A 22,864-nucleotide genomic window follows, 5' to 3' on the forward strand; every position below is an offset into this window, starting at 1 on the left:
TATCCATGAGCGAAACCGAGGACGACGACAAGCAGTTCGACGCGACCGAGCAAAAGCTGCGAAAGGCGCGCGAAAAGGGTGATTTTCCGCGTTCGAACGAGGTCAATGCCGCACTTGCCTATCTCGGCGCGCTTGCGGGTGGTGCGGCGGCCCTGTCATGGGCCTTACCCGGCTGGCTTCACAGCGTCGACGGTGCCTGGCGAAATGCCGGTTTCACAAGCGCCGGGGGCATGTCACCGGCGGGCGCGCTTCGAACGAAGGCGGGACTTGACGCCGCCCTTGGCGTCGCCGCGTCCGCTGCGCTAATAACGCTAGCCGTATTGGCTGTTCCGGCGATTGTGGTGCTGATCGGGCTGATGGCACAGCGCGGGATCGTATTCGTCCCCAGCAAGCTGGCCCCCGATATCAACCGGATCAACCCGATCAAGAACGCCGGCCAGAAATTTGGCAAGACCGGCCTCGTCACCTTCGCGATTTCGACCGCGAAGGCCGTCGCTGTTGCCATTGGCGGATGGTTTCTGTTCGGCAGAATGCTGCCGCGCCTGATCGCCGGCAGCGATGATCTGGGCTGGATCGCGGGGCTTGAAACGGTGCTGGCGCAAGCGCTGCTGGTCGCGCTTGCGATTTCGATCGTCTTCGCGCTCGCCGATTTCGGCTGGAAGCACTTTGACTTTCGCCGGCGCAACCGAATGACGTTGAAGGAAATGAAGGATGAGATGAAGGACAGCGAGGGCGATCCGCACATGAAATCCGCCCGGCGTCAGAAGTCGATGGAAATCGTCCTGAACTCCATGCTTGCGGATGTGGAAAAGGCCGATGTCGTGATCGTCAACCCGACGCATTACGCCGTCGCGCTGGAGTGGAAACGTGGAAGCGGGCGCGCGCCTGTCTGCGTCGCGAAGGGCGTCGACGCCGTCGCGCTGCGCATCCGCGAACGCGCGGCCGAGCATAAGGTGCCGATCTGGCCCGACCCGCCCTGCGCGCGCGCGATCCATGCCAGCGTCAGAATCGGCGCAGAAATCGAGCCGGATCATTTCGCCGCCGTCGCCGCGGCGATCCGCTTTGCCGAAACGATGCGCGAAAAGGCGAAGCGCGGTTGGTAAAGGGCCTGCCTGTCCGGCTTGCCTGCTGCTGCGCAGACATTCCTGCGGCAGGCCGTGGGCGAACGGCGAATACCTGCAAGAAAGAAGGATGAACGGATGAAGATGAACGCCGCCCAGATGAAGCAGCTCGCGAAGCTGGCGCAGATCCGCTCGGACGCCGAGCTCAAAAGGTTTTCGGCTTTTCGCGCCCATATGGATACCGTGCTGGCAGAGCGTCGGGCGGTCGGCGAGAAGCTGGCGCTCAGCTATTCGCGACATGACGCTTTCTCGGTCGCGGGAGCCAGGCTTGCCAGTCAGGAATCCGGGCGGCTGGCTGGGGCGAGGCTTCACCTGGACGCCGAGATTGCGCGGCTCACGCCTGGCTTCGACGCCGCGCGGAAGAAGGCGGCGCGCGAATTCGGGCGTGTCGAGGTGCTGAAAACGCTCGCAACGCTGGATCGGATTTCTCGCAGAAATACGCATGACGCGTGATCGTGCGCTTGCGAGTGCGTTCGGATTTCGCGCATCCTTCGGCGATATTGATCAGGTGAAACGGTGCGATTGTATTGGTTGAGAGTTCTTCTGCTGTCGTTGCTGGGTGCGGCAATTGTCGTCCCGTTGGGCTTCCGCATCTTCGCTGCCTTGCGAGAGACGGGATCGGCGGCGTTGCTTCGCCCCGCAGACGGCCAGATGGTGAAAACATCAATGGGCACGCTGCACGTGCTGGAGATGGGACCGACTGACGGACCGCCGCTGCTGCTTTTGCACGGCACTGCTGCCTGGTCCGGTCTTTGGCGCCCGGTGCTGGAGGCATTGGCGCAGGAGGGCTATCGCGCGGTTGGCATGGACATGCCGCCCTTCGGGTTCTCGGATCGCGATCCTGAAGGGGATTATAGCAGGCAGCGTCAGGCGGCGCGGGTCATCGCGCTTGCCGACGCCCTTCATATCAAGCCGGTCCTGATCGCACATTCCTTCGGTGCGGGCGCCGGTGTCGAGGCAACGATGATCGCGCCCGAACGGTTCGCCGGGCTGGTCGTCGTCGATGGCGCAATCGGCATTGCAAAACCGACCGAGGGCGATGGGACGAAAGCCATGCCTTTGCCGCTGCGCGTGCGACCGCTACGGGAACTCGCGGTTGCGCTCACGGCGACCAATCCGCTGATGACCCGACGCCTGCTGGCATCGCTTCTTTACGTAAAGGACGCGGCGACTGATGAGGTCGTGCGAGTCCTTCAGCGGCCTATGCGGATTGCCGGCAGCACGCGCGCCTTCGCTGATTGGTTGCCGTCGCTTCTGGTTCCGCCTGCGGGCGCAAGAAGCACGGATCCGGCAAACTATCGCGATTTTTGCCTGCCGACCGGCATCATCTGGGGCAGCGAGGACAGCATCACGCCAGTTCAGCAGGGCGAGAGGCTGACCGGACTGATCGCGGGAAGCAGCCTGACCCTGATACCGGAAACCGGCCATATTCCGCAGATCGAGTCGCCCGCTGCCTTCATCGCTTCGTTGCGCGAGACCTTGCAGGCCCTGAGGTCGCAGCACGGCTGCTGAACGCGCGATGGCTCAGGGCTGGTTGGTGAAGCCGAACTGAATATAGTCGCGCAGATAGGCGGCGCGCGCGGCCTGTTGCAGCGGCTTGTCCGACAGGAAATCGGGCATTGCTTCGGGCGCACCGACATCGGGCGCTGTCACACCGGCAGCCTCGGCCAGCCAGCCAAAGTCGCGCGACAGCATATCTTCGCGAAGGATCATGTCGGGGCTGAGAAAGCGCGAGAAGCCGGCGATCACCTCGGTCTGGCTCGCCCAGACAGGCAGCAGCGGCAGGCTGGTCTGGCCATTCATGCTGCGCCTGAGGAACGCAAGAAAATCGGCGAAAAGCCGGGCCTGATCGTCCTCGGACATTTCGAACAGTGCCTCGTCGGGCGGCAGGGGAACACGATGGATCTCTCGCATCTGCTGACGCAGATCGGGGGCCGCCCCGCCGAGAAGCTGGCCGAACGCCGACCACGCCCGGCGCAGCGGGTGGCGCAGCACAGTAAAACTGCGATGCTGAGGGTGTTCGCGCAACCAGCCGCGCAGGGTGCTTTGATTAAAGTCGCGCGCAATCTCGCCCCCGGTGGCGCGCAGCCAGTCCGTTACCGTGTCGGCAGGACCGCCGCGAATGGGCATATACAGCAGGCCGCCGCCCGTCTCGACCGTCAGGAAGCTTGGCACGGCAGGTCCGCGGCGCGGCTCGAACGTGGGGATGCGCGAAAGCTGGAACGGATCCATCGCGGAAAGCTCGGTCTGCATCTGCGCAAAATTGCTGACCTTGCCCGACATTTCACGCGGGTTCTGCGGGACCTGATCCGACGCGGGGTTCACCTGCGCCAGATCGGTGCGGCCCAGCCAATGCAGAAGGCCGGTCATCACTTCGGCATCGCGCAGGTCATCGTAGTTCAGCCAGAACGCGGCCTGCCCGGAAACCTGAAGGCCGCGCAGGATACGGGCCTGAAATTCCTGAATCTCGGACAGGGTCTTCTGGAAGGCCGCGCCGTCGAATTCGATCGCGGCGGGAATGGGCGTCTCGGTCTGGTTCAGCTTCCATTGATTGGTCTGGCGCGCGAGTTCGGTCGAGACAAAGCTGTCCACGGGGTTTCTGGTCAGGATGATCTTTGCGCAGCGCCTGTTGGCCATGATCGCGTCGAAGACACGCGGGTCGTGATCGTGGAAATAGCGAAAGCCCGACAGATGACCGTCGCGAGAGGTAATTGCATCCAGAAGCCGCATCGGGTCGGCCTCTCGTTCATCGCGGGTTATGCCGCGGATCTGATCGGTGCCGGGCCAGCCCAGCATATAGGGATTGAACGCCTCGCCAAAGCAGGTGACGTGCTTGATCGCGTTCAGCGTCGCCTCAAGCAGGTTCGAGCCGGTGCGCATTTCGGCGAAGATGACGAAGCTGTTGATCTCAGACATTCCATTCCTCTTCCGAGCGTGTGGCCGGAAAGCCGCCCATCAGGCGCGGTTGCAGCCCGGCATTGCGCAGACGCTGCAGGAAGCGGCCAAGCTGGTCCAGATCGCGAAGCGGTGGCGGCTGATCGTAAAGCGGCCAGCTTCCGGGTGTCAGGTCGCGCACGACGCGCTGCAGGATCGCGGCGGGACGGGCGACAAAATCGGCCAGCTCCCATATCTCGATATCGGCCTTGACCCAGACCGAGCGCATGATTTTCAACTGTTCCAGTTCGGTATGCTGAAGTCGCGCGGCGATATTTCGGATATCGTCGAATGGCATGTCCGAATGCATCAGCGGCACGACCCAGGCCCCGGTCACGACGCGGATGACCGCATTGGGGTCGGTCACCATGAACCAGTTCATGTCCTGCGTGTCGCGCGGACTGAACTGGAATACCTGCTCGCGGTCGGCAATGCGGATCAGGCTTGTCAGGAAGCCATGCGGGTCATAGTCGCGGCATTCCGGGAAGGCGGGGATGCCGCCGGGCCCGACGCGCTGCCGGCCCAGAAACTCGACCGAGTGGCGGTCAAACAGATGGCCATGCACATCGGCATCGACGCGGGCCTGCAGCCATTCCTCGAAATCGGGGAACAGATCAGTGAAACCTTGCAGCACCGCATACCGGCCTGCCGTCTTGCCGTTTTCACGGTCCTTCTTCGGGAACCGGCTTTGCATGTAAAGTCCGGGCCTGCCCAATTGCCTGCGCGCCACCGTGGACGCGATCAGCCTGTCGATGCGGCCGGGATCGGGCTCGTCCCCGATATGCTCCGGGCCCAGATCCTTCGGAAAGCCGTTCATCAGTTCCTGCGCGCCGGGCCAGATCTTGCGCGCGACGAAGCATCGTGACACCGTCAGCATTTCCTGATGATCGCCATAGAACGTATAGGGGCGTCCCTGAAAGTCGAATTTCGACAGGGTGAGCGTCCGGCTTTCGATCCGGGTAGAGTGGCGTCGCGTCAATGTCTGGAAATAGCTTTCATCGGGGATCCAGGACCAACGGAAATAGCGTTCGAATTCGCTGCGCCGCGGGTCGGTCAGAATGGCGTACAACGTCTCTCGTGTCAGGCACCACCATTGCGACCCGAGATGGGGCACCAGTCCACGCGGCATCCGGCGGCGGATGTTCAGCTTGCGCTGCAACTGGACAGTCAGATCGAAAAGCGCGCGCCGCTTGCGCCATGAAAACGGGAAATAATGCTCGAACCGTTCGATGTTCAGGCCGCCGATCGTCCAGCCGACATCGCGCGCGCTGACGCTCTCGATGAAATCGACGCGGGGATGGCGGCGCAGATAGTCACAAAGTTCGGCGACGGGGCGCAATGGCAGGCAGGCGCCCGAGGCCACGAATACGTGGCTGACATCGGAAAAACCGTCCAGCAGCGCCTGTGCGGCTGCCTGGGTCGCCTCGACCATGGAAAACATGCCCCAGTCGCATTTGTGACGGTCCACCCAGACAATCCGGTCAAGATCGGCAAGCGCGTTTTGCATCTGCTGGTAAGCGTCTTCGTCGGTGCGCTGGTCGACATGGATCGCGACTGATGCGCCACCATCGTGCCAGATGCGCACCATCGCTGCCGCGACCTCAAGCTCGTTGTGGCACAGGAATACGACGCCGAGGTTGACACCCTCGCTCATGCCCAGTTTCCCTGCGAGATCAGACCGAGATCCTGCAGTTGCCGCCAGTCTTCGATCTCGCGCGATTCCGGGTGATACAGGATCATGTCGTTCTGTAGGCCGGCATTATACGCGCGGTATTCCTGGCTGTTGGCGTAATGTTCGCCCCGCTCCATCTCTTCGGTCGATTTGGCGATGAAGGTGGACAGGAATTTGGTATGCAGCAGCGCGCCCGAAATCCGCTCTCCGCCATCCTCGTCATAAACCTGATTGAGCGAGCGCGGCAGCGCCATGTGCGTAGAGGAGACATAGACATAAGGCCGTTGCCAACGGACCAGCGGAACCTTGTTCAGCGCCGGGGCAAGATCAGGCGTTCGTCCGAAAAAGCTGCGGGCGCGTGGGCCACCCTGAATCCACAGATTGCCGTAAAGGCCGTTCTTGTGGATCATATAGTTGGCAGGGTCGAAGCAACTGGCGATGTCCAGCGGGTTCTGGCCCTCTCGATAGGGCTGATCGCCGATTCTGCCCTTCGGATACATGTCCAGCAGCATTGCCGGAAACGCCTTCAGCTTCGACGCGTCCATCCACTGCACCAGCGCCTGAAGCGGACGTGTGTCGCAATGGGGATAGACCAGCAGTTCGTCCGGGTCGACCGTCAGGCACCAATGCCCGGTGCCGTATCGGAACAGCAACCAGTTGATCCAATCCATCCCGAAGCGCGCTGCCTTGTAGCTGCCCTTGGCATGCCACAGCGAGACGTCGCGCTGCTTGCGAAGATAGCCCGCACTTCCGTCGTCGGAATCATTGTCGACGATCAGAAAGTGATTGACGCCGAGATTGCGGTAATAGTCCAGGAAGTAGGGCAGGCGGATACGTTCATTCCGCTGGGTGACGAAACACAGGATGTCGTCCCTGGCGATTTTTTTCGTGCGCAGTCTGTCAGGCTTGACCTGCTTGCGGCGGCGTAACGCACGGCCGAGATACCACTGCCGGGTTGCGCGCAATTGCAGCGCATTCCAGCTAGATCCCAGTCGAATTGCCACCCTCTACCACCAAGTCTTGTTTTTCATCATGCTCCGGCATAACGGCCTGCTCTATTTGTCTGAAATGCCTTTCCCACGAACGACTTGCAAGAGGTGTCTTGCGCAATGGCCCCTGCGCCGCGAGAGCTGTTACCTGTTCAACCCACTTCGCAGGCGAATCCGCTGGAAGATAGGTCGGATAATCGCCAAGCAACTCGCGCGTGGATGGAAGGTCCGTGCAGAGTATCGCGATACCGCGTCCTGCGGCCTCGGTCAGAGGCAGGCCGAACCCCTCGGCCAAAGACGGCATGAGAAGGGCATGGCTTCGTTCAAGGATCGCCGCGACAGCGGCATCGCCAAGGCCGGACAGCTCGGTGATCGGCCCCCCGGCTGGCAGCCGGTCAAGCCTTTCGAAAACCTGTCGGTTTTCCCAGCCGCGCCGCCCGACGATCAGCAGGCGCGGCACCTGTCCCGCCGGAAGGCTTTCCGACAGGCGGTCCCATACCTCCAGAAGCAGGGTATGGTTCTTGCGCGGCTCAATCGTGCCAAGTGTCACGAAAAGCGGATGCTGCAGGTCAATCTCCGGTGGGACAGCGGCTGGATCGGCGGCTGACAGCCGGGTGCCTATATGCGCCGTGACAATCTTCGGGCGCGCGGTCACGGCCAGCCGCCCGCGCCAAAGTGCGATCCGGTCGGCAGTCGCCTCTGATATGGCGATGATCGTGCTCGACAGCGACAGCGCGGCGATCAGCCGATTTCGAAACCGCTCGGACTGTCCTTGTCGCGTGAATTCCGGATGGTCCAGCGGAATTGTGTCATGGATCATCACGGCAGGCCGCAAGTCCGCGAGATTCGCCAGCAAGTCGCGGCTCAGGTTGCTGTGACCGACGTTCAGATACACGGCATCGTCGGTCAGCGAGGCGCGGGCTGCGGCTTCGATTCCCCGCCCGGATGCGGGCGCGACTGTCGTCGCCATGCGACGAAGCGCGGCCTCGGCGCGGGCAGGGGCAGTGTTTCGCCGCGCGAGGCGGTCGCGCCACCCCGCGCGCGACGGAAGACCGGTCATGTCGCCGCTTATCCAGCGCAGAATGGCGGGACCGGCTGCGGGCGGCAAAAGCGCCTGCCCGCGCCGGACCCGGCATAACAGAAGATGCGGCTTCCCCTGCAAATGTCCCAGCCATTCGGCTTCGACCCTGTCTATGCCGGTCAGCGGGCCGGTGCCGATCCGCGATACCAGCCGCGAAACGTCCAGGACAAATGGCGGCCTAGCCGTCATACCCGCCGTTCTGGTGCCAGCGCCAGGCATCGCGGATCATCTGCGGCATGGTCGAGCGGTCGGGCGTCCAGCCCAGAACTTTCCCCGCCCGTGCCGAGCCCGAGACGAGCTTGACCGCATCGCCAGCGCGGCGCGGCCCATCCTCCATCGGAACTTCGCGATTGGTGACATGCCCCGCAGCGGAAACAACCTCCCGCACGGAAAAACCGGACCCCGTGCCAAGGCAGAATACCTCGGTTCCGCCGGCCGTCGGACCGTTCCCGGCACGCAACCAGTTCAGGCCCTGAACATGCGCATCGACGAGGTCCATGACATGGACATAGTCGCGGATGCAGGTGCCATCCTCGGTCGGGTAGTCGGTGCCGTGGATTGTCAGCGCGGGGCGACGACCGTCAATCGCATCAAGGATCAGTGGCACAAGATGGGTTTCAGGCTGGTGAAACTCTCCTACCTCACCATCCGGGTCAGCGCCCGCGACGTTGAAATAACGGAAAATCACGCTGTTCAGCCCGTCGGAATTGCCGAAATCGGTCAGCATATCCTCGATCGCGCGCTTGCTGGCGCCATAGGCATTCAGCGGCATTTGCGGGCTGTTTTCATCCAGCACGACGCCGTCCTGATCGCCATAGGTGGCGCAGGTCGACGAAAAGACGAAATCCTTCACACCCGCCGCGATTGTCGCTTCGATCAGGTTCAGCGAAGCGCAGACATTGCCACGCCAGTATTTGCCGGGCTGGTTCATCGCCTCGCCCACCTGACTGAGGGCGGCGAAATGCATGACCGCGACGGGCTTGTGTTCGGCAAAGACCTGATCCAGCCGCGTGCGGTCCATCAGATCGCCTTGTTCGAAGGGGCCGAATTTTACCGCGTCGCGCCAGCCGGTCACCAGGCTGTCATAAGTCACCGGAACGAATCCCGCCGCCTGCAATACCTTGCACGCATGCGAGCCAATGTAACCGGCGCCGCCGGTTACAAGTACCTTTTCAGCGGGCATTATTCGGCGGCCCGCTGCAGGGAAACGATTTCGTGCAGGTATTCCAGGAATTCGTCGCGCAGATCGCCACGCTCCAGCCCGTAGGCCACGGTTGCCTGAAGGAAGCCGGCTTTCGAGCCGCAGTCATAGCGTTGGCCGCGGAAGCGCAGGCCGAACACATCACGGCCTTCCAGGATCTCGTCAGCGATGGCATCGGTCAGCTGGATCTCGCCGCCCGCACCCTCGCGCAGTTTGTTCAGGTTCTGCAGCACCGTCGGCGCAAGGATATAGCGCCCGATCACCGCAAGGTTCGACGGCGGATTGTCTTTGGGCTTTTCAACCAGACCGCGTGCCTTGACGATGGCGCCCATATCCTCGGCGACGTCGAGAACGCCGTAGGATTTGGTTTTTTCCATCGGCACTTCCATGGTCGCGACCATCGTGCCGCCGGTTTCGGCATGCGCCTCGATCATCTGCTGAAGGCAGGGCGGATCGCCCATGATGACGTCGTCGGTCAGGATGACAGCAACGGGTTCGTTGTCCGGCACCAGACGGCGTGCACACCAGACCGCATGGCCAAGGCCCATCGCCTTGTGCTGGCGGACATAGGCGATCGCGCCCGAATCCATGTTGGTCGCCCGCAGCACGTCCAGCAGGTCGTTCTTGCCGCTGCGCTTCAGGTTGGCCTCAAGTTCATGTGCGTGGTCGAAATAGTCTTCCAGCGCACCTTTGCCGCGCGAGGTGACGAAGATGAACTCTTCGATCCCGGCGGCGCGGGCCTCGTCAATGGCATATTGAATAAGAGGCCGGTCAACCAGTGTCATGATCTCTTTCGGGATCGACTTGGTGGCTGGCAAGAATCTGGTCCCCAGTCCGGCGACAGGAAAAATAGCTTTTGTAACTTTCCGGCTCATGGCGGTCGTTCCCTTCAGATAGCGGTAGCCGCTGATATTCTTTTACGCCCAAGAGCACAGCCCGGGCAAGCGCGGCGCGCCAACGTTTGCGGAAAGGGTTAGTTCCGGCGATTGGTCGCCAAATTCGCCTCATGCGCGATGCGATCACGCAGCCGCCACGTCGCAAGCGGCGAATCGCCGGGTTCCGATTGTCCCCACAATCCGCCTGTCTGTTCGAACCAGCCAGCCTCCGTCAGCCGAAGCCGGTGCGGCAGAAAGCTGGGACTGAGAAGAACAATCGTGGGAATAAGATGGTCCTTCGCCATGTCCGACGCCTGCGCGCGAAGCGTCGCGGCCTGCCAGTGCCAGCCGCCCAGAACCGGACCCGGACGGTGCAGGACGGGCATGCGGCGAAAACCCGCTGACGCGGTTTCAATACCGGGCGGCGGCGGCGCGGGAGGCGCCATGTCGCCACCTTCGGCCAGCCCGCTGCGCAGGCTTTCGAGAATCGCCCCAACGCGGAATGGATCGAGCTTTGCGTCCAGAACCTGGCGGATGAGACGCCGGCGATAGCGTGCGATGATCTCTGCCTCAGGCACCTTGCCGGCATAACGTCGCGCGAAGATCGCGGCAGATCGGCCTTGCACCGACAGATCAAGTGGCACCGCCGCCTTGTCGCGTCCCGCATTACCGGCCTGCGCGTGAATGACCTGCGCCGATGGGACCACGGCGGTCAGCGCATCGGGCATAGCGGCCGCCATGCGCATGTTCACGTCCGATTCGTCGAGATGATAGGAAAACGCGGGGTCGAATCCGCCGATCCGGCGCAGCGCCACGGTGCGGAACGCGCAATTCGTGCCAAGCGTGCTGGGCACGGTGCCGGCTTCGGCCCCCAGAAGCCGTGTCTCGCGGGCCGGATTGGGCTCTGACAGAGGCAGGCCGCGTGCGTCGATACGGTCCGTCCGGGTTTGCCAGCTGAAGCCGTCGCGCGCGCGCGTCCAGCCGGTCGCCGCCATGACGCTCGGATCGTCAAATGGTGCGACCAGTCGCGACAGCCAGCGCGGCTCTGCCACGGAATCGTCGTCGATAAACGCCACGACCGCGCCCGCTGCATGCGCAAGCCCAAGGTTTCTGGCCAGCGAGATATTGGGCACGTCGAAGGTGACCCGCTTCAGCGGCAGATCCATGCGCTGTGCCAGACCTGCGGCATCAGCGACCAGAACCACCTCGAAATCGGGATGATCCTGCATCGAGAGAGAGAGAAGGCAGAGCCGCAGATGGTCAGCGCGCCCCCGTGAGACGACGATGACACTTGTCTGCGGCAGGGTCACGCCGCGCCCATCTCCGCCAGCATGGCCTCGATGCGTGGAATGTCCTCGGGGTTATTCAGTTCCCAGAATTGCCGGCCGCGCCCCTCGACCTCAACGCAAAGCACGCGGTGGCCATTCTCAAGGAAGCGAAGCTGTTCCAGCCCTTCAAGTTTCTCCAGCTTGCCCTCCGGCCAGGTCGGATAGGCCGCAAGCGCATCGGGGCGATAGGCATAGACGCCGACATGGTGAAAGACAGGTGTGGGATCGTCCGGCGCGTAATGCCCGCCCGCGAAAGGGATCACCTCTTTCGAGAAATACAGCCCCTGCATCTGCGCCCCGAACACGACCGTCGTGCCGCCGACGCGACCGGCCGCACGTTCGGCCAGCAGGTCCGCCCGCATCTGTCCCGAACAGCGCAGCACCGGCGTTGCCAGCCCCGCATCCGGGTCGGCGCGCAGCCCGGCGATCAGATCTTCGATGAACCAGGCTGGGGTCAGCGGCGCGTCCCCTTGCAGGTTCACGACGATTTCCGGCGTTATGCCCATGTTCTGCACGGCTTCAGCACAGCGCTCTGTCCCGTTGCGGCATTCCGAAGAGGTCATCACCACCTCGGCCCCGAAAGACTGCGCGGCATCGCGGATGCGGTCGTCATCGGTCGCGACGACCACACGGTCCACCCCGGCCACATCATTCGCGGCATGCCAGCTTCGTTCGATCAGCGAGGCTGCCTTGCCGCCCACGCCACGCAGCATGGCAAGCGGTTTGCCCGGATAGCGGGTCGAGGCGAAGCGGGCCGGGATAATCAGCGCGACGGTCATCAGGATGGGTCTTTGACAAGCAGGACGCCGGGCGCGTAGGCGATGAAGAAGGGGTTCTTGAAACCGGGTTTGCCATATGCCAGGGGCGTGTGGTCGTCGAAACGTACGACCTCGCCGCCCGCGCCGCGCAGCACCGCATCGCCGGCAGCGGTGTCCCATTCCATCGTGCGGCCGAGACGCGGGTAAAGGTCGGCCTCGCCGGTCGCGACAAGGCAGAATTTCAGCGACGACCCGGCAGAAGTCATGTCGCGCGTCTTGTAGCTGGCAATATAGTCATCGGTCGCGGCGTCGCGATGCGATTTCGAGGCGACGACCATAAGGCCGCGATTGTCAGGCATCGGGTTCACCCCGATCGGATGTGTCTCGCCCGGCGTGTCGCCGAACGGTCCGGTTTCCTCGACCGAGCGGCCATCGGCGGTGGTATAGAACAGCCGCTGCTTCGCGGGCGCATAGACGATCCCGCGCAACGGAACGCCGTTTTCGACATAGGCGATATTGACCGTGAAGTCCCCGCGCCGCTGCACGAATTCCTTGGTGCCGTCCAGCGGGTCCACGATCAGGAACGTATCTGCGCTTTCGGAATGGCTTTCGGACTGTTCTTCGGTCACGAGCGTCAGGTCCGGGAACGCGGCACGCAAGCCCGCGGCGATCAGGGCATCTGCGGCCTCGTCAGCCTCGGTCACGGGGGAATCATCCGATTTCGAGCGCACCTCGAAATCGTCGGCCCCGTAGATCTCCATGATCCGCGCGCCTGCCTCAAGTGCCAGCCGCCGCATCTCGGTGGTGAGCTTTTCGAAATCCATTCCGGCCTCCACGTCTTAAACGTTCGTTCATCATGTATGGTTCGTCCGATTGTGCCGAACGATTTCGCCCCTTATGATCTGCAGTCGGGTTCAGGGCAAGCGGCACGCGCTGCCGGCCGGTGGGGTGAGGTCAGCTTGTTTCAGCAGCGCAGGACGAACAATCTTTTCGAAGCAGCGCTGACGACGCTCGCGCTGATTTTCCATATGACCGTCTACAAACTGCGCAAGGACGAGCGTAGCGCGGTTGCCAGCCTGCTGATGACGGTCGTGCGCGCGCTGATCATGGTGACGATGTTTTATATCCTGTTCACGGTTCTGGGCGTGCGGACCTCGCCCATCCGCGGCAATTTCATCGTCTATATCATGACCGGTATCTTCATGTTCATGACCCATAACGCGGGCATCCAGGCCGTGATGTCGGCCGAGGGGCCGGTATCGGCGCTGATGAAACATGCGCCGATGAACACCGCAATCTCGATCAGTTCGGGCGCGCTCGCGGCTCTTTACAAGCAGTTTCTGGCCTGCACGGTGTTGCTTCTGTTCACCAACACCTTTCTTGAGCCGGTTAATATCGAACATCTGCTGCCCTGTGTGGCGATGTTCCTGCTCGCGTGGTTTTCCGGCTGCTGTATCGGGCTCGTCTTTCGCGCCGCGCAGCCTTGGTGGCCGCGCGGGGTCCTGATTCTCAGCCAGTTCTACATGCGTCTGAACATGTTCACGTCAGGCAAGATGGTCGTGGCGAATACATTGCCGCATTTCATGCTGCGGATGTTCGACTGGAATCCGCTGTTTCATGTCATCGACCAGACGCGGGGCTTCGCTTTCGTGAACTATACGCCGCACAATTCCAGCATCATGTATCCGGTCTATGTCTCGCTTTCGCTGGCGATGATCGGCCTTATGGGCGAATTCGTCAGCCGCAACAGCGTTTCAATAAGCTGGTCCGCCGGTCGTTAGGCGGGGTTGGAAACTGTTGCCGGGATTGATGAAAATCGACCCCCTCAGCATGCATTGCGGTTCTTGCAGCGCGAAAAACGCCTTCCTATATAGCCCTTCGAAGCTGGCCATTGTGTCAGCCGGTCAAACAAAGGGATCAGGCCTTCGGGGGCCGAACTTGGACCCGCGGGCCGCGGAAATCGCCGTAAGAAAGGTTTGAATATGTCAAAAGTCATCGGGATCGACCTGGGCACCACCAACAGCGTTGTCGCCATCATGGACGGCAGCCAGCCCAAGGTGATCGAAAACAGCGAGGGTGCGCGCACGACCCCCTCGATTGTCGGCTTCACCGAAGGTGAACGCCTTGTCGGCCAGCCCGCCAAGCGGCAGGCCGTGACCAATCCCAGCAACACTGTCTTTGCCGTCAAGCGCCTGATCGGCCGTCGTGTCACCGACCCGGCCGTCGAGAAAGACAAGAAGCTGGTCCCCTATGAGATTGTCGATGGCGGCAATGGCGACGCCTGGGTCGAGGTCCGTGACGAGAAATATTCGCCCGCGCAGATCAGCGCCATGATCCTGGGCAAGATGAAGGAAACCGCCGAGAGCTATCTGGGCGAGCCCGTCACCCAGGCCGTCATCACCGTGCCCGCCTATTTCAACGACGCACAGCGTCAGGCGACCAAGGATGCGGGCAAGATCGCGGGCCTTGAAGTCCTGCGCATCATCAACGAGCCGACTGCAGCCGCGCTGGCTTACGGTCTGGACAAGAAGGAATCGAAAACCATCGCGGTCTATGACCTTGGTGGCGGCACCTTCGACATCACCATTCTGGAAATCGACGATGGCCTGTTCGAGGTGAAATCGACCAACGGGGACACGTTCCTTGGCGGTGAAGATTTCGACATGCGCATCGTCAACTATCTGGCTGAAGAGTTCAAAAAGGAACACGGCGTCGATCTGACGAAAGACAAGATGGCCCTTCAGCGCCTGAAAGAGGCCGCTGAAAAGGCCAAGATCGAACTGTCCAGCTCGACCCAGACCGAGATCAACCAGCCGTTCATCTCGATGGACAAGAACTCCGGCACGCCGCTGCACATGGTCGTCAAACTGACCCGCGCCAAGCTGGAAAGCCTGGTTGGCGATCTCATCAAGAAAACCATGGACCCGGTCAAGGCGGCGTTGAAGGATGCTGGCCTGTCGAAAGCCGATATCGACGAAGTCGTTCTGGTCGGCGGGATGACCCGCATGCCCAAGGTGATCGAGGAAGTCTCGGGCTTCTTCGGGAAGGAACCCCATAAAGGCGTGAACCCTGACGAGGTCGTGGCCCTTGGCGCTGCCATTCAGGCCGGTGTTCTTCAGGGCGACGTGAAAGACGTGGTTCTGCTTGACGTGACGCCCCTGTCCCTGGGGATCGAGACGCTTGGCGGCGTGTTCACGCGCCTGATCGACCGCAACACCACGATCCCGACCAAGAAATCGCAGATCTTCTCGACCGCCGAGGATAACCAGAGCGCCGTGACGATCCGTGTGTTCCAGGGCGAGCGGGAGATGGCGGCCGACAACAAGCTGCTCGGTCAGTTCAACCTTGAGGACATTCCGCCTGCACCGCGCGGCCTGCCCCAGATCGAGGTGACGTTCGACATCGACGCCAACGGCATCGTGTCGGTCAACGCCAAGGACAAAGGCACCGGCAAGTCGCAGAACATCACCATTCAGGCGTCGGGCGGTCTGTCCGATGAAGAAATCCAGAACATGGTGAAGGACGCCGAAGCGAATGCCGAGGCCGACAAGTCCCGCCGCGAGCTGGTCGAGGTCAAGAATCAGGCCGAAAGCCTGATCCACTCGACCAAGAAATCGCTGGACGAGCATGGCGACAAGGTCGACGGCTCCACGGTCGAGGCGATCGAACTGGCCATCGGTGCGCTGGAAGAGGCGCTCAAGTCGGAAGATCCCGGCAAGATCAAGGGCGGCATCCAGAACGTGATGGACGCTTCGATGAAGCTTGGCGAGGCGATTTACAAATCGCAGCAGTCCGAAGAAGGCGATGCAAGCGCGGATGCCGATCAGCCGCGCGACGTGGATGACGATATTGTCGATGCCGACTTCGAAGATCTTGGCGACGACAAGCGCAAGTAAGCGTAAATGACTGGCGGAGCCGGTCCGGGTCAGACGCTCGGGCCGGCTTCCCGCGTAAGGGGCACGCAATGGCGAAACGCTGCTATTACGAAACGCTTGGCGTCGCGAAAGGCGCCAATGGCGACGAAATCAAGAAAGCCTATCGTCAGAAGGCGAAAGAGCTGCATCCGGACCGCAACGGCTCTGACCCGACTTCGGAAGCCAGGTTCAAGGACGTAAACGAGGCGTATGACTGCCTGAAAGACCCTCAGAAAAAAGCTGCCTATGACCGCTTCGGTCACGGTGCCTTCGATGGATCGGGCGGTGGTTACGGCGGCTTCGGCAGGGGCGGCGGACAGGGCGATTTCGGCTCTGCCTTCGCCGATATATTCGAGGATCTGTTCGGCGATTTCGCTGGCCGCGCCGGTGCCGCCGGTGGCCGTACCCGCCCGACAAGAGGGCAGGATCTGCGTTATAACCTTGCGGTCACGCTGGAAGAGGCGTTCGAGGGTGCGCAAAAGCAGATTAACGTCCCCGGCTCCGTCACCTGCGCCGAATGCGAAGGCACGGGCGCGGAAGGTGCGGTCGAGCCCGTGACCTGCCCGACCTGTTCCGGCATGGGCAAGGTGCGTGCAAGCCAGGGTTTCTTCACCGTGGAACGGACCTGCCCGACCTGCAACGGCCAGGGACAGATGGTTAAAAACCCCTGCGATACCTGCCACGGACAGGGCCGCGTCGAGCAGCGGCGCGCCCTTCAGGTGAACATCCCCGCCGGTGTCGAAACCGGCACGCGTATCCGCCTTGCCGGCGAGGGCGAGGCCGGCCTGCGCGGCGGACCTGCGGGCGATCTTTACATCTTCGTCACCGTCAAGGAACACGAGATATTCCTGCGCGACGGCAAGACGCTGGCCTGTCAGGTGCCTGTCGGCATGGCCTCTGCCGCGCTTGGCGGAGAGGTCGAGGTGCCGACGATCGACGGCGGGCGCACCCGCGTGAAGGTGCCCGCTGGCAGCCAGACGGGCCGCCAGATGCGACTGCGCGGCAAGGGCATGCCCCCGCTGCGTCACGGCGCGCGTGCCAATGACGAAGCGGGCGACATGCTGATCGAGCTTGTCGTTGAGACCCCGGTCAACCTGACCGCGCGCCAGAAAGAGCTGTTGCGCGAATTCGACGAGATCAAGGCGGATAACTCGCCACAATCAAGCGGCTTCTTCGACAAGGTCAAGAATTTCTGGGACGGCATGACGGGAACCTGACCCGTCATTGCCGGGCCGTCAGCCGCCCGCCCGCACCGCGCTGAGGATTGTCAGGTCCTCTCGCGTCGGGATCACCAGCACCTGCACGCCGCTTTCGCTGTCAGAGATGATCGGCTCTCCCTGATCGTTTGCGGCAGTGTCCAGACGAATGCCCATCCAGCCCATTTCCGCGCAGATGGCGTCGCGGATTGCGGCTGCGTTCTCACCGATCCCCGCCGTAAAGACCAGTGTCTCCAGCCCGCCAAGCATCGCCGCGAGTTCGGCGATGCCGCGCCTGACCGATTGCACGAAATAGGCGGCAGCCTCGGCGGCCTCCGGTGCGGAACTGGCCAGAAGCGTGCGCATGTCGCTTGATGTGCCAGACAGACCCAGCAGGCCAGAGCGGCGATACAGCATGTCGGACAGCTCGGCGCTGCTCATGCCCTGATCCATCAGATACAGCAGAACGCCCGGATCGATATTGCCGCAGCGCGTGCCCATGGCAAGGCCGTCAAGCGCCGAGAAGCCCATGCTGGTCGCGACCGATCTGCCATCCCGCATTGCGCAAAGCGATGCCCCGTTGCCCAGATGCGCCACGATGACCCGACCCTGAGAGAGATCGGGATGCCGATCCCGCAAGGCGTTTGCGATATAGTCATAGCTTAGCCCGTGAAATCCATAGCGGCGGATACCGGCGTCGAAATGCTCGCGGGGAATGGCATAAAGCTCGTTCAACCGCGGCATGCTGCGGTGAAAGGCAGTGTCGAAACAGGCGATATGGCGTGCGTCCGGGAACGCCGCGCGGGCGGCCCGGATTCCGGCCAGACAATGCGGCTGGTGCAGCGGCGCCAGCGGTGTCAGCGCCATCAGCTTTTCCTCGACCGCGTCGTCGATAAGCACGGGTGCAGCGAATTCGGGGCCGCCATGCACGACGCGATGACCGACGGATTTGATCGTGTGATCGGGATAATGCTTCGCCATCGCGCGGATCGCGACCATCAGGGCCTCGCCATGATCGGCAACGCTGCCCGGCGCGCCCGCAGGAAGCGGCTGGCCCGATGCGTCCTTCAGCGCGATTTCGGCCTCGCCCGCGCCGATCCGGTCGATCAGGCCGCTCACCTCTGGCGTGTCATCCTCGTCGATATAGATCGCGAATTTCAGCGAGGACGAGCCTGCGTTGAGGATCAGCGTCTCGCCGCTCATACCGGGTTCCGCTGGTGAAAATGATGGATCGCCGCGACGGCGGCAGAGGCAAGGCGCGACATCGAGCCGTCAGAGCGCGAGTTCAGGATAACCGGAACCTTTGCACCCACGACAATCCCCGCGGCTTCGGCATGGCTGATATAGGCAAGCTGCTTGGCCAGCATATTGCCTGCGTCGATCCCCGGTACGACAAGGATATTCGCGCGGCCCGCAACCTCGCCCGCCAGACCCTTGGTGCGCGCTGCGCCCATGTCCACGGCATTGTCCATCGCAAGCGGCCCATCGACCGCGCCGCCCCTGATCTGCCCGCGCTCGGCCATTTTCGACAGCAAAGCCGCATCGACCGAGGACTGGATTTCAGGGTTCACTGTTTCCACCGCAGACAGGATCCCAGCACGCGGCGTCAGCCCTAGCGATGTGGCCAGGTCGATTGCGTTCTGGGTAATGTCCGTCTTCGTTTTCAGGTCCGGCGCGATATTGATGGCGGCATCCGTGACCAGCAGCGGCTCTGGCTCGCCCGGCACGTCCATGACGAAGACATGCGTGAACCGCCGCCCGGTGCGCAGCCCGCGATCCTTGTCGATCATGGCGCGCAGCAGGTCGTCAGTGTGGAGGTGCCCCTTCATGACGGCACTCGCCCGGCCCTCTTGAACCAATGCGCAGGCGCGGATCGCGGCCTCGCTGTCGGTGGCCTCATCCACGATTTCGAAACCGGAAATGTCGCGCCCGATACGTGCCGCTGCGTCTGTGATCGCGGCGGCGCGCCCGATCAGGACCGGGGTGATGATCCCCTCGTCAGCGGCCAGAAGGGCGCCGCGAAGCGCCTCGTCCTCGGTCGGGCAGACGACAGCGGTGACCAGTTCCGGCAGGGGCGCGGCCTGTTCGATCAGTCGTTCGAAATGCCGGTGACGCTGCACGATCAGGCCGGGGACATGAACATCCTCGGCACTGAATTTGCGCTGCGGGGGGATGACCTCTGCGGCGCCTTCTACGATCAGGCTGTCGTCCGCTTCACGGAGAACCTCGGTGCGCAACACCACGATGTCATCGGCGCGGATATCGGTCACGGTAACACGGGCAAGAAGTTCGTCGCCTGCGCGCGCGCGGCCCAGAAAATTCAGGCTCTGGCCGCGGTAAAGCGTCCCCGGTCCCGGCAAAAGAGAGCCGAGGACACCGGAAATCAGGCTCGCGACAAACATGCTGGGCGCGATTTCGTCGGGGCGGCCATCGCCGTCAGTGTCGAAGCCGGGCAGATGCGCGGGGTTATGGTTGCCAGATGCCGATGCAAAGACCAGCAGGTCGTCCATCGTGACCAGTCGCCGCAATTCGGCGCTGTCGCCGATCTTCAGCTCATCCAAGGTTCTGTTTTCGACGCGCATACCCGATACCCTACCTGCCAGATTGTCTGCGCCAGAAGTTGTGCGGGCAGGGCGCGGCGGGGTCAAGCTAGTGATGCGGTCATGAAAAACCGGCCTGCGCGGACGCGGCCGGTATCTGTCTGGGTGATCTGTCTGAGCGGGGCGATGGGCTCAGGGGTTGATGACCACCGGCACGCCACCTTGCAGCATGGCATAGATTTCTTCGATCTCGCTGTCCTCGACCGCAATGCAGCCGGCGGTCCAGTCGTCCTTCTTCTTCGACTTCGCGATTGCCCCTTCGCGCCCACGTCCGTGGATGAAGATATCGCCACCCGGTCTAAGGCCGACGGAGAGCGCGCGCGCGGTATCCTGCACATTGGGATAGCTGACGCCGACCGACAGGTGATAGGTGCTGCGCGGGTTGAAGCGGTCGATGAAATAGATGCCTTCGGGCGTTTTCCCGTCGCCTTCGAACTGCTTGGCCCCGATTGGCTGATTGCCCAACCCGACCTTGTAGGACCGCAGGATCGTCGTGCCCGACAGCAGATACATCATGCGGTCAGACTTGTTGATGACCACCTGCGTCACAGGCGGCCCGCTATAGCTGAGGAAACGCGGCGGTGCCGTAGCACCTGGCGCGCTGTCTCCGCCGCCGCAGGCTGCAAGGAAAGCCACGATAGTCAGGGCGAGAAACGCCCGAAATGTCCGAATCATCACTGCCTCGTCACGCTGTTTGCCGCGTTGATGACATATGAACTAGCATGTTCGGCGGATTCTCGCCAGAAACATTCGGATCAACCGGCGAGCGAAAATACGGCATAGGACGCCGCTGCCACGCATCCGGAACCCGGTACGGTGACGGCCCATGCCGCCAGCGTTGTCCAGACATGGCTGCGACGCACAAGGCGGCGGCGGCGCTGTTCTTCTGGTGGCAACGACTTGCGGGTCTTCTTGCGGGCGCGGTCCTCCCATTCACGATAGAAGCCGACACCGAATATGCCGCCGACCGCGCAATGTGTGGTCGAAACGGGCAAGCCCGCAGCCGAACATGCCAGCACCGTCGCCGCAGCCGCGAGCGAGGCGCAAAAGGCGCGCACCGGGTTAAGCCGCGTCACCGAGCTGCCGACCATCCTGACAAGCCTGCGTCCGAAGATCAGTGAACCCGCCGCAACGCTGAGCCCCGAAAGGCCGAGTACCCAAAGCGGCAGGGCGCTGGCGTCGATATCGCTGAGCATCACGGAAAGCGGGCCGGCCACATTGGCAACATCATTCGCACCATGCGCGAAGCCCGACAGGATCGCCGTGGCAATCAGCGGGACAGATAACAGGTTTTTCAGCGCCAGGTCTTCGGGCCGCTCTGCGGCGATCTGCCGGTCAAGCTGCGCCCGCGCGATCACGAAGGCAATGATCCCCAGCGACAGGCATGCAGCGAAGGCCCCGATCGGCGGCATTTGATGGGCAGTAAGCGTCAGCAGGTATAGCGCGAAGATCGTCGCCGTCGCACCGATCAGCGAAGGCAGCCACAGGCGGGCTGAGCGACGCGGATCAGCCGCGAAATGCACCCGCCAGCGCAGCAGCCCCAGCAGCGCCGCCGCCAGCATCGCCGAGGCAACCGGCGCGATCATCCAGCCAAGCGCGATGCCTGCAACCACCTGCCAATCTATTGCCGCGGTGCCAAGCCCGGCCATGCCTGCACCCGCCACCGCTCCGATGACGCTATGCGTGGTCGAGACGGGCGCGCGCGCCCAGTTTGCAAGCGTGATCCAGATGCCCGCGCCCACAAGTGCTGCCGCCATGATCCGCCCCGGATGTGCGTCCGGCGCGATGCGCCCAAGCGCGAGGATGTCGCGCGCAATCGTCTGTGTCACCGTGTCCCCTGCCAGCAACGCCCCGGCAAGCTGCGCAGCGGCCACCAGCGCAAGGCCCAGCCCGACCGGCAGCGTCCGCGCGCCGATTGCCGCCCCGGCAGAGTTGGCGACATCGTTCGCACCGATATTCAGGCCGAGGTAAAGCGCCACGGAAAAGCCTGCGATCAGGGCCGCATGACCCGGCATGCTCATGCCCGCGAAAGCAGCGATCATGATGACGCTCAGCACCATGCCCATCAGAAGGCCCATGCGACGCAATGGCCTCGACGCCACGCGGCCCGCCCCCTCGGCATGGCCGAGGCGGTCAAGATCCTTGTCGAGAATACGAAAATCGCGGCCCTGCTGCATGGGCCGAAACATAGGTCATTGCCACGTTACGACAAGCGCAATTCTTTTCGCGCGGCGACCTGCCGGACGGCGCTGTCAGCCTTTCTTGCCGGGCTTTGCCTCGCCTTCCAGCCTGCCGATAAGCGCCTTCAGCCCATCCTCGTCGACCAGTTCCGCTGCCTTGGCAGCAGAGAACCACTTGCGCTGGCGCTGGCGATGTTCTGGATAGTCGCGCACCAGCGAGGTGACGCGGACCATATGCACCTGCGCAATGACCGGCTGGCTGATGCCGCCGGGCAGTCGCTTCAGATAGCTGTATTCGCCAAAGGCGACCTCATCGACCTTGCCGCGTACGCCGGCCTCTTCCCAGGCTTCCTGAAGCGCTGCGCCGGCGGCACTGCGCCCGGTCATCGGCCAGCCCTTCGGAATGATCCAGCGCTTTGTGCCCCGGCTGGTTATCAGCAGCACCTTGCCGGTTTCGGCGCTGACACACAAAGCGGCCACCTGTAATGCGGGGGGGCGTCGCCCAAGAGCCTTGCCGAGCGCGCCGCGAAGCAGATCATTCATCATGCGTATCTACCCGCCCGCGCAAAGCCTTGACGTTTCCACGCACCGACTTCGCTTTCAGCCGCCGGCGCTGGCTGCCAAGTGTCGGTCGCGTCGCGATACGACGTTTTGGCGCCACCGTTGCACGCCGGATAAGATCGGCCATCCTGTCGCGTGCGAGTTCACGGTTGCGGGCCTGACTGCGCGTTTCCTGCGCCAGGATCACGACCGCCCCGTCCGAGGTCCATCGCCGCCCGGCCAGGCGCTGAAGGCGTCGCTTCACGGGATCGGGCAGATTCGGCGAACGCGCGGCCTCGAAGCGCAGTTCGACCGCGGTTTCGACCTTGTTCACGTTCTGGCCACCCGGTCCCTGCGACCTGGTAAAGCTTTCCAGAAGCTCCCATTCCTCGATGGTGATGTGATCGTTAATGCGTAACATAATCGCTATGAACCCGGTAATTCCGCCACAATATAGGTTCGTGAGACTGGCCGA

21 protein-coding genes are annotated in these 22,864 nt (G+C 62.7%); 6 read left to right on the forward strand and 15 right to left on the reverse strand.

What is annotated here, in order from left to right; translation table 11 throughout:
* Window positions 1-5: 5 nt before the first annotated feature.
* The 3 genes from flhB to FQV27_RS12810 all read left to right on the forward strand — a co-directional run bounded on the left by flhB (window position 6) and on the right by FQV27_RS12810 (window position 2,633).
* Entirely contained in the window at window positions 6-1,103 is a 1,098-nt protein-coding gene (gene flhB / locus FQV27_RS12800) for a flagellar type III secretion system protein FlhB (RefSeq protein WP_147099124.1), read from the forward strand.
* Window positions 1,104-1,199: 96 nt separating this feature from the next.
* The gene (locus FQV27_RS12805) at window positions 1,200-1,574 is read left to right on the forward strand and encodes a glycoside hydrolase family 92 protein (RefSeq protein WP_147099126.1); all 375 of its coding nucleotides are present in this window, start codon (window positions 1,200-1,202) and stop codon (window positions 1,572-1,574) included.
* Window positions 1,575-1,652: 78 nt separating this feature from the next.
* On the forward strand, window positions 1,653-2,633 hold the full coding sequence (locus tag FQV27_RS12810) for an alpha/beta fold hydrolase (RefSeq protein WP_147099129.1): 981 nt from the start codon (window positions 1,653-1,655) through the stop codon (window positions 2,631-2,633).
* 12 nt (window positions 2,634-2,645) lie between these two features.
* On the opposite strand, the gene FQV27_RS12815 is transcribed toward FQV27_RS12810, so the two are convergent.
* The 9 genes from FQV27_RS12815 to cysQ form a co-directional block, all read right to left on the reverse strand.
* Entirely contained in the window at window positions 2,646-4,037 is a 1,392-nt protein-coding gene (locus FQV27_RS12815; protein WP_147099131.1) for a hypothetical protein, read from the reverse strand.
* A complete protein-coding gene (locus tag FQV27_RS12820; protein ID WP_147099133.1) occupies window positions 4,030-5,709 on the reverse strand; it encodes a DUF5927 domain-containing protein in 1,680 nt (559 codons plus the stop codon). The genes FQV27_RS12815 and FQV27_RS12820 overlap by 8 nt, the downstream gene beginning before the upstream one ends.
* Window positions 5,706-6,731: a glycosyltransferase family 2 protein gene (locus FQV27_RS12825; RefSeq protein WP_246133098.1), complete on the reverse strand. Its 1,026-nt coding sequence runs from the start codon at window positions 6,729-6,731 to the stop codon at window positions 5,706-5,708. Before FQV27_RS12825 ends, FQV27_RS12820 begins: the two co-directional genes overlap by 4 nt.
* Window positions 6,709-7,986 carry a glycosyltransferase family 4 protein gene (locus FQV27_RS12830; RefSeq protein WP_147099136.1) on the reverse strand — a complete coding sequence of 426 codons (1,278 nt, stop codon included), beginning with the start codon at window positions 7,984-7,986 and terminating at the stop codon, window positions 6,709-6,711. The genes FQV27_RS12825 and FQV27_RS12830 overlap by 23 nt, the downstream gene beginning before the upstream one ends.
* Window positions 7,976-8,980 (reverse strand): UDP-glucose 4-epimerase GalE, encoded by a 1,005-nt coding sequence (gene galE, locus FQV27_RS12835; protein ID WP_147099138.1) that lies wholly within the window; start codon window positions 8,978-8,980, stop codon window positions 7,976-7,978. The genes FQV27_RS12830 and galE overlap by 11 nt, the downstream gene beginning before the upstream one ends.
* A complete protein-coding gene (locus tag FQV27_RS12840) occupies window positions 8,980-9,873 on the reverse strand; it encodes a UTP--glucose-1-phosphate uridylyltransferase (protein WP_147099140.1) in 894 nt (297 codons plus the stop codon). Before FQV27_RS12840 ends, galE begins: the two co-directional genes overlap by 1 nt.
* Before the next feature lie 98 nt (window positions 9,874-9,971).
* Entirely contained in the window at window positions 9,972-11,183 is a 1,212-nt protein-coding gene (locus FQV27_RS12845; protein ID WP_147099142.1) for a glycosyltransferase family 2 protein, read from the reverse strand.
* Complete coding sequence (locus FQV27_RS12850; RefSeq protein ID WP_147099144.1) at window positions 11,180-11,980, reverse strand: 3-deoxy-manno-octulosonate cytidylyltransferase; 801 nt, start codon at window positions 11,978-11,980, stop codon at window positions 11,180-11,182. The genes FQV27_RS12845 and FQV27_RS12850 overlap by 4 nt, the downstream gene beginning before the upstream one ends.
* Window positions 11,980-12,783: a 3'(2'),5'-bisphosphate nucleotidase CysQ gene (cysQ, locus tag FQV27_RS12855; RefSeq protein ID WP_147099146.1), complete on the reverse strand. Its 804-nt coding sequence runs from the start codon at window positions 12,781-12,783 to the stop codon at window positions 11,980-11,982. Before cysQ ends, FQV27_RS12850 begins: the two co-directional genes overlap by 1 nt.
* A 204-nt stretch (window positions 12,784-12,987) precedes the next feature.
* Here cysQ and FQV27_RS12860 point away from each other — a divergent pair, with 204 nt between their 5' ends.
* From FQV27_RS12860 to dnaJ, 3 genes are all read left to right on the forward strand, one after another.
* A complete protein-coding gene (locus FQV27_RS12860; RefSeq protein WP_246133099.1) occupies window positions 12,988-13,740 on the forward strand; it encodes an ABC transporter permease in 753 nt (250 codons plus the stop codon).
* Window positions 13,741-13,941: 201 nt separating this feature from the next.
* Window positions 13,942-15,855 carry a molecular chaperone DnaK gene (dnaK, locus tag FQV27_RS12865; RefSeq protein WP_147099150.1) on the forward strand — a complete coding sequence of 638 codons (1,914 nt, stop codon included), beginning with the start codon at window positions 13,942-13,944 and terminating at the stop codon, window positions 15,853-15,855.
* Window positions 15,856-15,923: 68 nt separating this feature from the next.
* Window positions 15,924-17,090, forward strand: coding sequence for a molecular chaperone DnaJ (gene dnaJ / locus FQV27_RS12870; protein WP_147099152.1), 1,167 nt, complete (start codon window positions 15,924-15,926; stop codon window positions 17,088-17,090).
* An 18-nt stretch (window positions 17,091-17,108) separates the two neighbouring features.
* Here dnaJ and FQV27_RS12875 read toward each other — a convergent pair whose 3' ends face one another.
* The 6 genes from FQV27_RS12875 to arfB form a co-directional block, all read right to left on the reverse strand.
* Entirely contained in the window at window positions 17,109-18,272 is a 1,164-nt protein-coding gene (locus FQV27_RS12875; protein WP_147099154.1) for an acetate/propionate family kinase, read from the reverse strand.
* On the reverse strand, window positions 18,269-19,651 hold the full coding sequence (locus FQV27_RS12880) for a bifunctional enoyl-CoA hydratase/phosphate acetyltransferase (RefSeq protein ID WP_147099157.1): 1,383 nt from the start codon (window positions 19,649-19,651) through the stop codon (window positions 18,269-18,271). Before FQV27_RS12880 ends, FQV27_RS12875 begins: the two co-directional genes overlap by 4 nt.
* Before the next feature lie 150 nt (window positions 19,652-19,801).
* The gene (locus tag FQV27_RS12885; RefSeq protein ID WP_147099159.1) at window positions 19,802-20,344 is read right to left on the reverse strand and encodes a L,D-transpeptidase family protein; all 543 of its coding nucleotides are present in this window, start codon (window positions 20,342-20,344) and stop codon (window positions 19,802-19,804) included.
* Between the two features lie 80 nt (window positions 20,345-20,424).
* Entirely contained in the window at window positions 20,425-21,858 is a 1,434-nt protein-coding gene (locus tag FQV27_RS12890) for an inorganic phosphate transporter (RefSeq protein ID WP_147099161.1), read from the reverse strand.
* Window positions 21,859-21,921: 63 nt separating this feature from the next.
* Window positions 21,922-22,395: an NUDIX hydrolase gene (locus tag FQV27_RS12895; protein ID WP_246133100.1), complete on the reverse strand. Its 474-nt coding sequence runs from the start codon at window positions 22,393-22,395 to the stop codon at window positions 21,922-21,924.
* The gene (gene arfB / locus FQV27_RS12900) at window positions 22,385-22,810 is read right to left on the reverse strand and encodes an alternative ribosome rescue aminoacyl-tRNA hydrolase ArfB (RefSeq protein WP_147099163.1); all 426 of its coding nucleotides are present in this window, start codon (window positions 22,808-22,810) and stop codon (window positions 22,385-22,387) included. The genes FQV27_RS12895 and arfB overlap by 11 nt, the downstream gene beginning before the upstream one ends.
* Between the last annotated feature and the right edge of the window lie 54 nt (window positions 22,811-22,864).

Source organism: Paracoccus aurantiacus (assembly GCF_007993065.1).
Classification (GTDB): domain Bacteria; phylum Pseudomonadota; class Alphaproteobacteria; order Rhodobacterales; family Rhodobacteraceae; genus Paracoccus; species Paracoccus aurantiacus.

Bases quoted from the DNA above. Each gene is read 5' to 3' on its own strand.
- flhB (WP_147099124.1), top strand. From the start codon at position 6: ATGAGCGAAACCGAGGACGACGACAAGCAGTTCGACGCGACCGAGCAA.
- FQV27_RS12805 (WP_147099126.1), top strand. From the start codon at position 1,200: ATGAAGATGAACGCCGCCCAGATGAAGCAGCTCGCGAAGCTGGCGCAG.
- FQV27_RS12815 (WP_147099131.1), bottom strand. From the start codon at position 4,037: ATGTCTGAGATCAACAGCTTCGTCATCTTCGCCGAAATGCGCACCGGC.
- FQV27_RS12820 (WP_147099133.1), bottom strand. From the start codon at position 5,709: ATGAGCGAGGGTGTCAACCTCGGCGTCGTATTCCTGTGCCACAACGAG.
- FQV27_RS12830 (WP_147099136.1), bottom strand. From the start codon at position 7,986: ATGACGGCTAGGCCGCCATTTGTCCTGGACGTTTCGCGGCTGGTATCG.
- galE (WP_147099138.1), bottom strand. From the start codon at position 8,980: ATGCCCGCTGAAAAGGTACTTGTAACCGGCGGCGCCGGTTACATTGGC.
- FQV27_RS12840 (WP_147099140.1), bottom strand. From the start codon at position 9,873: ATGAGCCGGAAAGTTACAAAAGCTATTTTTCCTGTCGCCGGACTGGGG.
- FQV27_RS12850 (WP_147099144.1), bottom strand. From the start codon at position 11,980: ATGACCGTCGCGCTGATTATCCCGGCCCGCTTCGCCTCGACCCGCTAT.
- cysQ (WP_147099146.1), bottom strand. From the start codon at position 12,783: ATGGATTTCGAAAAGCTCACCACCGAGATGCGGCGGCTGGCACTTGAG.
- FQV27_RS12860 (WP_246133099.1), top strand. From the start codon at position 12,988: ATGACCGTCTACAAACTGCGCAAGGACGAGCGTAGCGCGGTTGCCAGC.
- dnaK (WP_147099150.1), top strand. From the start codon at position 13,942: ATGTCAAAAGTCATCGGGATCGACCTGGGCACCACCAACAGCGTTGTC.
- dnaJ (WP_147099152.1), top strand. From the start codon at position 15,924: ATGGCGAAACGCTGCTATTACGAAACGCTTGGCGTCGCGAAAGGCGCC.
- FQV27_RS12875 (WP_147099154.1), bottom strand. From the start codon at position 18,272: ATGAGCGGCGAGACGCTGATCCTCAACGCAGGCTCGTCCTCGCTGAAA.
- FQV27_RS12880 (WP_147099157.1), bottom strand. From the start codon at position 19,651: ATGCGCGTCGAAAACAGAACCTTGGATGAGCTGAAGATCGGCGACAGC.
- FQV27_RS12885 (WP_147099159.1), bottom strand. From the start codon at position 20,344: ATGATTCGGACATTTCGGGCGTTTCTCGCCCTGACTATCGTGGCTTTC.
- FQV27_RS12890 (WP_147099161.1), bottom strand. From the start codon at position 21,858: ATGTTTCGGCCCATGCAGCAGGGCCGCGATTTTCGTATTCTCGACAAG.
- FQV27_RS12895 (WP_246133100.1), bottom strand. From the start codon at position 22,395: ATGATGAATGATCTGCTTCGCGGCGCGCTCGGCAAGGCTCTTGGGCGA.
- arfB (WP_147099163.1), bottom strand. From the start codon at position 22,810: ATGTTACGCATTAACGATCACATCACCATCGAGGAATGGGAGCTTCTG.